The sequence below is a fragment of the Gelidibacter sediminis genome, from assembly GCF_004364975.1.
Classification (GTDB): Bacteria; Bacteroidota; Bacteroidia; order Flavobacteriales; family Flavobacteriaceae; genus Gelidibacter; species Gelidibacter sediminis.
The window spans coordinates 871,220-882,936 of sequence record NZ_SOBW01000008.1 but is presented as its reverse complement, the minus strand read 5'-3'; the positions used below and the strand labels follow the sequence as shown (position 1 = coordinate 882,936).

Annotated in this window: 12 protein-coding genes; 6 read left to right on the top strand and 6 right to left on the bottom strand. The window is 36.7% G+C overall.

The window, feature by feature from the left end; all coding sequences use genetic code 11:
- Window positions 1–53: 53 nt before the first annotated feature.
- Window positions 54–719: a uracil-DNA glycosylase gene (locus tag BXY82_RS10605; protein ID WP_133758168.1), complete on the top strand. Its 666-nt coding sequence runs from the start codon at window positions 54–56 to the stop codon at window positions 717–719.
- Between the two features lie 35 nt (window positions 720–754).
- Here BXY82_RS10605 and BXY82_RS10600 read toward each other — a convergent pair whose 3' ends face one another.
- The 5 genes from BXY82_RS10600 to BXY82_RS10580 all read right to left on the bottom strand — a co-directional run bounded on the left by BXY82_RS10600 (window position 755) and on the right by BXY82_RS10580 (window position 4,826).
- Window positions 755–1,609: a substrate-binding domain-containing protein gene (locus tag BXY82_RS10600; RefSeq protein ID WP_133758167.1), complete on the bottom strand. Its 855-nt coding sequence runs from the start codon at window positions 1,607–1,609 to the stop codon at window positions 755–757.
- Between the two features lie 81 nt (window positions 1,610–1,690).
- Complete coding sequence (locus BXY82_RS10595) at window positions 1,691–2,560, bottom strand: nucleoside phosphorylase (RefSeq protein ID WP_133758166.1); 870 nt, start codon at window positions 2,558–2,560, stop codon at window positions 1,691–1,693.
- Entirely contained in the window at window positions 2,560–3,489 is a 930-nt protein-coding gene (locus BXY82_RS10590) for a DUF1835 domain-containing protein (protein ID WP_133758165.1), read from the bottom strand. Before BXY82_RS10590 ends, BXY82_RS10595 begins: the two co-directional genes overlap by 1 nt.
- Window positions 3,489–3,812 carry a translation initiation factor gene (locus tag BXY82_RS10585; RefSeq protein WP_133758164.1) on the bottom strand — a complete coding sequence of 108 codons (324 nt, stop codon included), beginning with the start codon at window positions 3,810–3,812 and terminating at the stop codon, window positions 3,489–3,491. The genes BXY82_RS10590 and BXY82_RS10585 overlap by 1 nt, the downstream gene beginning before the upstream one ends.
- A gap of 63 nt (window positions 3,813–3,875) precedes the next feature.
- Window positions 3,876–4,826, bottom strand: a complete 951-nt coding sequence (locus tag BXY82_RS10580) for an isopenicillin N synthase family dioxygenase (RefSeq protein WP_133758163.1) — start codon at window positions 4,824–4,826, stop codon at window positions 3,876–3,878.
- Window positions 4,827–4,973: 147 nt separating this feature from the next.
- Here BXY82_RS10580 and BXY82_RS10575 point away from each other — a divergent pair, with 147 nt between their 5' ends.
- A complete protein-coding gene (locus BXY82_RS10575; protein ID WP_133758162.1) occupies window positions 4,974–6,974 on the top strand; it encodes an alpha-ketoacid dehydrogenase subunit alpha/beta in 2,001 nt (666 codons plus the stop codon).
- A 220-nt stretch (window positions 6,975–7,194) separates the two neighbouring features.
- Window positions 7,195–7,398 (top strand): putative signal transducing protein, encoded by a 204-nt coding sequence (locus BXY82_RS10570; RefSeq protein WP_133758161.1) that lies wholly within the window; start codon window positions 7,195–7,197, stop codon window positions 7,396–7,398.
- A 70-nt stretch (window positions 7,399–7,468) separates the two neighbouring features.
- On the opposite strand, the gene BXY82_RS10565 is transcribed toward BXY82_RS10570, so the two are convergent.
- Window positions 7,469–8,785, bottom strand: a complete 1,317-nt coding sequence (locus tag BXY82_RS10565; RefSeq protein ID WP_133758160.1) for a dipeptidase — start codon at window positions 8,783–8,785, stop codon at window positions 7,469–7,471.
- Between the two features lie 94 nt (window positions 8,786–8,879).
- On the opposite strand from BXY82_RS10565, the gene BXY82_RS10560 reads away from it, so the two are divergent.
- The 3 genes from BXY82_RS10560 to BXY82_RS10550 all read left to right on the top strand — a co-directional run bounded on the left by BXY82_RS10560 (window position 8,880) and on the right by BXY82_RS10550 (window position 11,690).
- On the top strand, window positions 8,880–9,284 hold the full coding sequence (locus tag BXY82_RS10560) for a 3D domain-containing protein (RefSeq protein WP_243835779.1): 405 nt from the start codon (window positions 8,880–8,882) through the stop codon (window positions 9,282–9,284).
- Between the two features lie 182 nt (window positions 9,285–9,466).
- Window positions 9,467–9,961: an Hsp20/alpha crystallin family protein gene (locus tag BXY82_RS10555; protein ID WP_133758159.1), complete on the top strand. Its 495-nt coding sequence runs from the start codon at window positions 9,467–9,469 to the stop codon at window positions 9,959–9,961.
- Between the two features lie 214 nt (window positions 9,962–10,175).
- The gene (locus tag BXY82_RS10550) at window positions 10,176–11,690 is read left to right on the top strand and encodes a DEAD/DEAH box helicase (protein ID WP_133758158.1); all 1,515 of its coding nucleotides are present in this window, start codon (window positions 10,176–10,178) and stop codon (window positions 11,688–11,690) included.
- Window positions 11,691–11,717 lie beyond the last annotated feature (27 nt).

The following is an 11,717-nucleotide window of genomic DNA, read 5'->3' as shown; positions in this document are numbered from 1 at the left end:
ATTTTACTAGAACCAAAAATCAACCTATTTTTATTCAAAGTATATATAAATATATGGAATTCAACCTACCTCCAAGCTGGAAAAGCCATTTACAACACGAATTAGAAAAGCCATATTTTGAAGCTTTAAAAGAATTTGTTGCAACAGAATATGAAACATATCAATGTTACCCAAAACCAGAAGCCATATTCAATGCTTTTAATTGGTGTTCATTTAAGGATGTCAAAGTGGTAATCATTGGACAAGATCCATATCATGGTGCAGGACAGGCCAATGGTTTGTGTTTTTCAGTGAATGATGACATTATACACCCACCATCTCTTAGAAATATTTTTAAGGAGCTTGAAACCGATGTCAACAAAGCCTATCCAATTTCTGGAAATTTAGAATCGTGGGCAAAGCAAGGCGTATTAATGTTAAATGCAACCCTTACCGTGAGAGAAGGTCTTGCGGGGAGTCATCAAAATAAAGGATGGGAAACTTTTACCAATGCGGTAATTAAAACGCTAAGCGACCAAAAACACGGTCTTATTTTTCTATTGTGGGGTAGCTTTGCCAAACAAAAAACTAAATTTATAGAGAAGTCAAAACACCACATCATCAGTTCTGGACACCCATCACCGCTGAGCGCCAATAGAGGCTATTGGTTTGGAAATGGCTGTTTTAGCCAAACAAATGCGGAGCTTGAGCGGCAAGGTTTGCCAATTATAGAATGGTAATGCCAGTTGTTTTGTTATCTCAACATGCTGTTGTTCTAAACATTTTTGACAATTTGCTTATAAGGAAGTTGCTCAGAGAGAATGTCCAGTTTCATGAGTTTTTGCTGAACTTTGGTAACTGTAGCTTCATCCAAATGGCGTTGAGACCATTCTGTTAAAGAAAGCCATTCTTGCACATCTTCTAATTCTAGCGCATATCTATTGGCAATCATCCGATCAATACTAGGGATCTCCTTAAAATCAATAGTGGTATTATTAATGATTTCAAGAATAATCTTCACAATATTCTCATTAGCCTCCAGAAATTCATTTCTGACAGCAATTACAAAACAAGGCCATGGGGTTGGGCAATTGGCAATACGTCTAAAAACGCCAGAGTCTACAATAGGTTTGGTCATAAATTTCTCCCACATAAAGTAGTCAGCCTCGCCATTACTGAGGGCCTTTACGGCACCTTCCAAATCTTGCACTACTTCAAATCGCAAATCAGTTTCTAGATTCCAATCATTATTTTCAGCATTGATATAAGCCATTAAATGAGATCCAGAACCATATCTACTAATGGCGCAACGTTTGCCTTTTAATTGGTCTATAGCTTTGAACTCTGAACCTTCCGCCACATGAATGCCCCAAATGAGTGGTGTCTCAACAAAAACCTGCACAATTTTACTCGGGTTTCCTTCTGCTATATCCTTCACAATTCCTTCGGTCAAAATCACCGCAATATCAATATCGCCGTTTCTCAAGGCTTCAGTCATAGCACCAGTGCCACCATAGTAATCCTGCCAACGCAAATTGATGTTTTCGTCTTTATATTCGCCATCCTTCAACGTTAAATACCACGCCAAATTGAAATGTTCCGGTACACCACCAATTTTTACTGTCTTCATTAAGAATCATGTTATACTTCTTACAAGTTCTGCTCGTAGAAGTTTGTTTTGTTATTTAGATTATTGCTTTTCTGCAATCTGTTACTGTACTAATTTTTCTAAAGTATAACTTATTAAAGCGTTAACAATCTCTGACGGATTTTTGCTGAATTCTCCCGTAGCTCTATTGGCAATAATAGCATTCATCGATAAAGCTCTATGTCCTAAAAGTGTTGAAAGCGCGTAAATGCCAGCCGTTTCCATCTCAAGATTTGTAATAAATCTATTCTTGTAATTAAAATGCGCTAATTTGTCGTTAAGGCTCTCATCCTGAACCGGCAATCTCAACACTCTCCCTTGAGGCCCATAAAACCCGACATTAGTAGCCGTAAAACCTTTTATGGTTTGATCTGAACTGAATTTTGCCATTAAGTCAGTATTACACTTGACAATATAGGGCTTTGATTTTAAAGGACTCCAATTAGTGTGTTTAACGAGTGCCTCAGACATCTCAAAATCTTGTATACCTTCGTTTTTATAAAAGTGCAATAAGCTATCAAACCCTGCAGCGAATTCACTTATCAAAAATGTATCTATCGGAATTTCCTTTTGAATTGAGCCAGATGTGCCAATTCTGATAATATCCAAAGTAGTCAGATCTTTCTTAAGCGTCCTTGTTTTTAAATCGATATTGACAAGTGCATCCAATTCATTAAGAACAATATCAATATTATCTGTACCAATACCAGTAGAAATTACAGTAATACGTTTGCCCTTATAGCTACCCGTTTGAGTATGAAATTCTCTTTTTCGAGTTTGAAATTCGACAGTGTCAAAATGCTCGGTAACACTATCAACACGATCTGGGTCTCCCACGGTGATGATTGTGCTTGCCATATGTTCTGGTCTCAGGTTAAGGTGGTACACACTACCGTCTGGATTTAATATGAGTTCTGAAGCCGCTATCGCCATTATACTGTGTTTATAAGTTTATTCTCAGTTTTACTGAACTGAAAATCTAATTTTTTTACCCCTCCAAATACCATCGGAGATTGGAGTTCTGAGGAAAAATCATGAGCATGTTCAATGGCTTGTCTTCCTTTTTCGTTTAGGACAAGACGATCGTCCAGTTGTACATAAAATATTTCCAAAAGTGAAATCATCCTATTAATTTGAAGGTCTCCAAAGCCATAGTAGCCTTGAAAATTGAGGATGTATCCTAATAAATGACGTGTGGATTTGATGTTGTGGTCTGCAATCATTTTAAGTGTATGGGTCTCGAGTGTAGATAGGCCGGTTTTTGAATCTGGAAACCGCTCTAAATGCGCTCTTAAACAATTGCTTAAATAAGGGAATGATGAATTTTGAACAATAAAGGGTTTAAAAAGGTTATGGTCTTTGCCACAATAGATGCGCCACAAAGAACGCATTAAATCCTTATCAATTTCTGTTAACTTAATTCTTTCAGTATAGTGTTTTTGGAGCTGTTCTGGCGTTAATTCTCCCAATGCTTTGAGTTCCTTTTCTCCCTTTACCCGGCCACTACATACCAAGTAGAGTGGAAGCTCAATGCCCTTTTGCCTGAGGAGATTCATCACTGCTATTAGGTTGATATGGCAAAACAAATCATATTCAAACCATAAGATGATTTCATCAAACTGTTCTATATGATTCAAAATATCCATTTCTTCAATAAGCTCCTCCTTATTGATTTCAATATCATAACACTCTTGTAAAAATTCCTTCCTTAAATTATAAAACGCTCGTGATGCGATATGTTCAATAGTAGGGCCTTCACAAAGCATTTCTTGCCAAGTCAGAAAATGGCCGGCATACTTGAGCTTTTTTAAATAATCAGTGAGCTGATTACCATTAGTGATATGTAATGTTTTAGAAGCCATCAGCCTCCTACACGTTTTACAGCAAACCCCTTTTCTTTAAGCAGTGCCATAATTTTATCTCTGTAATCACCTTGAATAATGATTTTGTCATCCTTAAAACTACCCCCAACACTTAATGTTGTCTTTAACTCTTTAGCTAGAGTTTTAAAATCTTCCGTTGCACCTGTATACCCTTCTAAAATAGTAATCGGTTTTCCTTTTCTTTTCTCATATTTGCAGAGGATAGGTTCATCTTGCAACCATATGTTGGAAGGTTTGTCCTCTGGTGTTTCTTCTGGTGTATGTTCAGGAAACAACTTTTTAAGTTGATCTTCTAAATCCATATCGTATCAGTCTTCTATGAGTTGTGAAATTAAGTATGAATACTTTTAAATGATCTTGAATCATTATTTTTTGATTAAACCAAGTTCAATGAGACGTTCCGTCAAAAACTCACCTGCCGTTATATCATCATATTGCTTCGGATTATTTTCATCTATACAACTATCTAAAACATCCAATTTCATTTCACTGATAGGATGCATAAAAAATGGGATGGAATATCGTGAGGTTCCCCATAACTCTCTTGGTGGATTAACCACACGGTGTATTGTCGATTTCAATTTATTGTTGGTATGTCTTGAAAGCATATCGCCAACATTAATCATCAATTCATCAGGTTCTGCAATGGCATCTAACCATTCACCTTTATGATTTTGAACCTGCAATCCTCGCCCTTGTGCGCCCATAAGTAGCGTAATCAAATTAATGTCGCCATGCGCTGCGGCACGTACAGCATCTTTTGGCTCTTCAAGAATAGGTGGGTAGTGGATAGGTCTTAATATAGAGTTGCCATTGTGTATGTAATTATCAAAATATGTTTCCTCTAAATCTAAATGAAGAGCTAAAGCTCTGAGTACATACTTAGCAGTTTTTTCTAACATGATATAAGCCTCTTTTCCAACTTCATTAAACCTAGGCAACTCAGTTACTTGAACGTTTTCAGGATATTCTTTAGCACGCACAGGATCATCTTCTACATATTGGCCAAAATGCCAGAACTCCTTTAAATCGCCTTGCTTCTGGCCCTTTGCACTTTCTTTACCAAATGACACATAGCCACGCTGACCTCCAATTCCTGGAATTTCATATTTCTGTTTGACTTCTGTTGGTAACGAAAAGAAATTTTTAACCTCTCCATAGAGATCATCTACCAATGAATCATCTAGAAAATGTCCTTTTAAGGCCACAAAACCAATTTCTTCATAGGCTTTACCAATTTCGTCAATAAACTTTTGTTTCCTTATTGGATCTCCTGATACAAAATCCTTAAGATTTACACTTGGTATCACATTCATTGCTATATCTGTTTTAGGTTTAATTGCTTTATCACAAAAGTAACTAAAATACTGTAAATCCTAAGTGCTTTATTACGGTAAAAAAATGAACGATTAGAGTCATTCTATCGATTTTTATTTACATTTGAGAATTAAACCGCTAACCTTATGTTATCATCCATTAAAAGCGCGATTCATTACGATAGGAAGAATCTCGATAACAAAACACTTCTTCAACTCTACAAAACTATGCTGAAGCCTAGATTGATAGAAGAAAAGATGTTAATACTACTCCGTCAGGGTAAAGTTTCAAAATGGTTTTCAGGAATTGGGCAAGAGGCAATTTCGGTTGGTGTTACCATGGCGTTGCAGTCAGACGAATATATCTTGCCTATGCATCGTAATTTAGGTGTGTTTACCACACGCGAAATCCCTTTGCAACGCCTTTTCAGTCAATGGCAAGGCAAAGCAAATGGCTTTACTAAGGGTCGTGATCGCTCTTTCCATTTTGGAACACAGGAATACCATATTGTGGGAATGATTTCTCATTTGGGGCCGCAATTGGGCGTTGCTGACGGTATCGCACTTGCGAGCAAACTCAAGAATAAAAACCAAGTAACCGCGGTGTTTACTGGAGAAGGAGGAACTAGTGAGGGCGATTTTCACGAAGCTTTAAACGTGGCTGCCGTTTGGCAATTACCCGTTATATTTTGTATTGAAAATAACGGCTATGGTCTATCGACACCTACCAGCGAACAATATTTTTGTAAAGATTTAGCCGATAGAGGTAAAGGCTATGGCATTGATTCATTCATTTTAGATGGAAATAATATCCTTGAAGTGTATGGCAAAGTACTCAAACTGGCCGAGAGTGTGCGTAAGCGTCCACGTCCTATACTTATTGAATTTAAAACATTTAGAATGCGTGGCCATGAGGAGGCTAGTGGCACAAAATATGTACCTACTGAACTAATAAAAGAATGGGAAGCTAAAGATCCTATTAATAATTATAGAAATTACCTGTTTAATTTAGGCGTTTTAACAACGGCACAAGACAATCAATTTCAAAGCACCATTAAAGCAGAAATTGATGTCGCTCTACAAGCTGCAAGCGCAGAGGAAACTATCAAAGCCGATGAAAGCGTTGAATTAAATGATGTCTACGCAGAGTTTGATTATCAGCATGTTGAACCAAAGTCAAACAGTGAAGATATTCGATTTATCGATGCCATTTCTCAAGGATTAAGACAGAGTATGAAACGCCATAGAGACCTCGTGATAATGGGTCAGGATATTGCAGAATACGGTGGTGCATTTAAAATAACAGAAGGCTTTGTAGCCGAATTTGGAAAGGAGCGCGTGCGCAATACACCAATATGCGAATCCGCCATTGTGGAGACAGCCATGGGGTTATCTATTGCAGGAATGAAAGCCATTGTTGAGATGCAATTTGCCGATTTTGTGAGTTCAGGTTTCAACCCAATTGTCAATTATTTAGCAAAATCGCATTACCGATGGAATGAAAAGGCTGATGTAGTCATTAGAATGCCTTGCGGCGCAGGCGTTGCTGCCGGGCCATTCCACTCGCAAACCAATGAAGCTTGGTTTACGAAGACCCCTGGTTTAAAAGTGGTCTATCCTGCATTCCCCTATGATGCCAAAGGCTTGTTGAACACAGCTATAAACGACCCAAATCCGGTGTTGTTTTTTGAACATAAGGCGTTGTACAGAAGTATTCGCCAAGACGTACCGACTGATTATTTTACCATTCCGTTTGGTAAAGCAGCATTATTAAAAGAAGGCAATGACATTACGATTATCACATATGGAGCAGGAGTACATTGGGCACTCGATACATTGTCGAAAAATGAAGATGTTAAAGCTGATCTTATCGATTTAAGGACCTTGCAGCCTTTAGATTCTGAAGCTATTTTTAACTCTGTTAAAAAAACAGGCCGCGCCATTATACTACAAGAGGATTCTATGTTTGGTGGAATTGCGAGCGACTTAAGTGCGATGCTCATGGAACAGTGTTTCGAATATTTAGACGCACCGGTTAAACGTGTCGCTAGTATGGAAACCCCAATTCCGTTCATCAACCAACTGGAAGATCAATATTTGGCTAAAGGGAAATTTGAAGCGGCATTACGTGCTGTATTAGCGTACTAGACAAGATATTAATTTAAAATTATACCAGTGTTAGTGTTTCTCACAGACACTGGTTTTTGTTTTTAGGATCATATTCCCTACACATCAGCACAAATAACATCCATTTTAAACTATAAATCTCTCATTATTTTTAACAGTATGCTGTCAGCGTTACAATTGAGATACTTTCCTTTTTTTTCCTTAACTTAGAAAGATAATCACATATTTAAAACTAAAACATATGAGCGACGTAAAAATATATTCAGGAAGTTCTCAGGTGAGAATTATGGAAATCAAAAATATTTTAGAAAATGAGGCTATTGCTTACCAGGAATTGAATAAGTCGGATTCTTCTTATCCCGGAATTTACGGCGATATTGAAATTTATGTATCTCATGCTGATGCGGATAAAGCAAAGCAAATTATAGCCAGCAACAAATCGTAAAGTAATTCTTTTTATAAACATAAAAAGTCCGCATCATGCGGACTTTTGTAATTACTAATGTATGTAAGGCTTAGCTTTTTTGAACACTTTTAGCATAGGCCTGCACGTCGTCCAAAACCCGTAACAAGTTTCCACTCCATAGCATTCCAATTTCTTCCTCAGTATAGCCACGCTTTACGAGTTCTAGGGTTACGTTAAAGGTTTCGGAGGCATCATTCCAACCGACAATACCACCACCGCCATCAAAGTCGCTACTAATACCAACATGCTTAATCCCAATTTTTTTGACCATATAATCAATATGATCTACAAAATCTGAAACTGTTACCCCTTCAGGAACATCCTTCATACCCTTAATCTTCGCATCCACAATAGGTCTTACTTTATCTAAAACGGCATAATATGCATCGCGCTCATCTGGCGAAAGATCTTTCATATCATTCCATTCCAAATATGCCACATTCATTGAGTCCATGACTGTCAGAGCCACTTCCTTTTTAAATGCCACATATTTTTCAGCCTTCTCGGTATTCAAATACGCCGCAAAAGCAACCGTTTGCACAACACCGCCATTTTCTTTAAGCCACTCCAATTGCTCATCATCTAAATTTCTACTGTGATCGCACAAAGCTCTTGCAGAAGAGTGAGATGCAATAATTGGGGCCTCTGACAGTTCGATCATTTGTTTCATTGCTTCTTTACTTGGGTGTGATACATCAATCATCATCCCTAAACGATTCATTTCTTTGATCACTTTCTTACCTAAATCACTTAAACCATTATGTAACCATACGGAATCGGCTTCACCCGTATTGCTATCGCTCAATTGACTATGACCATTATGTGACAATGACATATAGCGTCCACCTAAATTGTAAAATTTCTCAACATTGGCAATATCTTTTCCTACCGGATAGCCATTTTCAATCCCGATCATAGCCACCTTTTTTCCGGATTTTACAATGCGTCTGACATCATCTGATGTTACTGCCAGCTCTATGTCATCTGGTGCGATATCATCTACCAATTTATGAATAGCATCAAATTTACCCATGGCGGTTTCGTGCGCTTTTTTAAATCCTGCGTCCGTTAATTCATCTTGTCCTGTATACACAATAAACCAGGCCACGTCTAAGCCGCCCTCACTCATTTTAGGAAGTGTTACCTGAGATGATAAATCTTGGGTATAATTAGTTTCATCTGTAAAATTGGCAACATTAAAGTCGCAGTGCGTATCTAAGGTAATGACACGCTCATGGATAGCCTTAGCACGCTCAATAAGTGCTATGGAATCTTGTTTTGCATCTGGTTCTACCATTTTTTGGTTGTCGTCTTTACAACTCATAACGAGCGTTAATAAACTTAAAGAAAGAATCGTTTTTTTCATGGATTTATATAATATATTTATGACTTGACAAGTTACAAAAATGAATTTATGATTCTTTAAGTTGTATATTTATTTCATGCGAATACGTTTTTTAATGATGTTCTTAATAGTATTGGGCTGTGCGAAACCTGTAGAAGTTGCACCTATTGAGATATGGGATTCCATTACAGTTGAAGCTAGTGCTTACAATTCTACACCCGCGCAAACCAGCAGCACTCCACAAATAACAGCTTTTGGAGATAGTTTGAAACCCGGCGTGAAATATATAGCAGTGTCACGTGATTTGCTTCGCATGGGGATAAAACATAATACTCCGGTAGTTATTGAGGGTTTTGACGGTGTATATCTGGTAAAAGATAAAATGCACCCTAAATGGCGTAAGCACATAGATATTTATATGGGAAAAGATATTGAAGCAGCAAGAGAATGGGGGAGACGCACTGTTTGTATCGAGTATAAATTATCTGAAGAGGCTATTAAAAAAGCGTCAATGGAATAATTCATCCTTTGGCAATAAAAAGACATCGAAATCTGTCATTTTGCTAGTTTTTAGAGTGTTAACCGTGCCAAATTGTCCGTTAGACGTCAAAATTGCGAGCAAATAATCTCATTTTAAAATTTGGTATTCATTTTGAATTATACGAATTGAAAATGAAGTTTAACTTAAAATTTTGATGAACCATGAGTAGTTTAGCAACAATTCAGAAAAATGGAAACGAGATGTCTACTTCAAAAAATGCAACCAGAAGGAGCAATGCATCATTGCCTAGCTTCTCATCTTGGGTAGAAGATTTGTTTGAAAGTGGCATGGGCACAGGTTTTATGTCTAATTTTAATACAGGAATGACATTACCAGCAGTAAATATTAAGGAAAACGCTGAGGAATTCTTTTTGGAAATTGCGGTTCCTGGAATGAAAAAATCAGATTTCGACATTGACGTTGATAACAAAATTCTTTCTGTGTCTTCTGAAAGAAAAGAAGACAACACAACGGAAGAGGGTAATTATACGCGTCGAGAATTTGGATATGCCTCATTTAAAAGAACATTTACTTTGCCAGACAGTATAGAATCTGATCATATAAGCGCAAAATATGAAGATGGAATTTTGACGGTACATTTGCCTAAAAAAGAAGAAGCAAAGGAAAAACCTGCAAAACGTATTAACGTTTCCTAATACCTTAAAAATAATTTTTATTTTAATTAGAGAGAACCTTTATAAGGTTCTCTTTTTTTTTCTAACGTTTCGATATTGTGCACCTAGTATCGTACAATATTCAAATAAATCATACACCTGACTTTTATCGTTACTAAAATCTTTTCAACATTCCTTCCCATTAACTCTTATAAAGTATTAATTTTGTGCAAATTTTCTCCGAATTCCCTATGTTATGTTAGAAACGTCAGAACATTTTAATGTCACCAAAACCAAAAAAAATCTATATGATTATCAGCTTGCTGATCTCAACAAGATTTTTGAGGTGTTGGAAACGTCTCCTGATAACTTTAATTTGTTGTACCAACTCCCAACAGGAGGTGGAAAGACGGTTATTTTCTCTGAGATTGTTAGGCGCTACATAAAAAATCATAACAAGAAGGTGGTCATTTTGACACATCGGATTGAGCTTTGCAAACAAACATCAAAAATGCTCACTAATTTTGATGTCCATAACAAAATCATTAATAGCAAGGTTAAAGAACTGCCAGACCAAGATCAGTATAAATGTTTTGTGGCCATGGTTGAAACCTTGAACAATCGTTTGAATGATAAAAAATTGCGTTTGGAAGATATTGGTCTGGTCATTATTGATGAAGCCCATTACAACTCTTTTCGAAAACTGTTTAAATTCTTTGAGAACTGTTTTATTCTAGGTGTTACGGCTACACCCTTAAGCTCTAACATAAAGTTACCAATGAAAGATAATTACCAAAAATTGATAGTTGGTGATGATATTTCAACCTTAATTAAGAATGGATTTTTAGCCAAAGCTGAGCTCTACAATTTTGATGTGGAATTAAACACGCTCAAAATTGGAGTTAACGGTGATTATACAGTAAAATCTTCGGAGGCGCTCTATACCAATTCACACATGTTGAGTAAGCTGATTTTTGCTTACGAAGAAATGTCTAAAGGAAAAAAAACGCTCATTTTTAATAATGGCATCCAGACCTCTAGAGAGGTATATTACTCTTTTCAACGTGCGGGGTACAATATTAGGCATCTAGATAACACCTGTAGTAAGCAAGAACGTAAAGAAATATTGAAATGGTTTAAAAATACTCCTGATGGAATTTTAACCTCTGTCAGCATTTTAACTACTGGTTTTGATGAGCCCACAGTAGAATCTGTCATTCTTAATCGAGCCACACGTTCTCTAACTCTTTATTTTCAAATGATTGGACGTGGATCACGTATTCTAGCCGATAAAAAAACATTTACAGTGTTAGATTTAGGAAATAATGCAGTTCGTTTTGGACCATGGGATCAGACCGTAGACTGGCAACATATTTTTAAGTATCCTGATTTATATCTTGAAAATTTAAGAGATGATGAAGATATTGAGCGCGATTTTGTGTATGTTATGCCGGATTCTATTCGGGAACGCTTTAGTAACACTGAACACATTGAATTTGATGTGAAAGAAGCTTATGAACGTGCCATTGCTGACGGTCAGAAGTCTATCACGGCAATAGAAAAATCTATTGAGCAACATTCACAAATGATTATCGAGAATGTTGACACCATATTTGATGCACGCGATATTATAAAATATCTACAGGATGATATTTCCTATAGGATCAAACAATATTCCTATTGTATGATGAACAGCACCAAAAATTATAAAGACTGGCTTATGGAAGAGTATATCAGGAAACTAAGGCTCAGTTTTAACGGTAAGTTTTAACGTTTTCTTTAAAATTATAGTCAATAT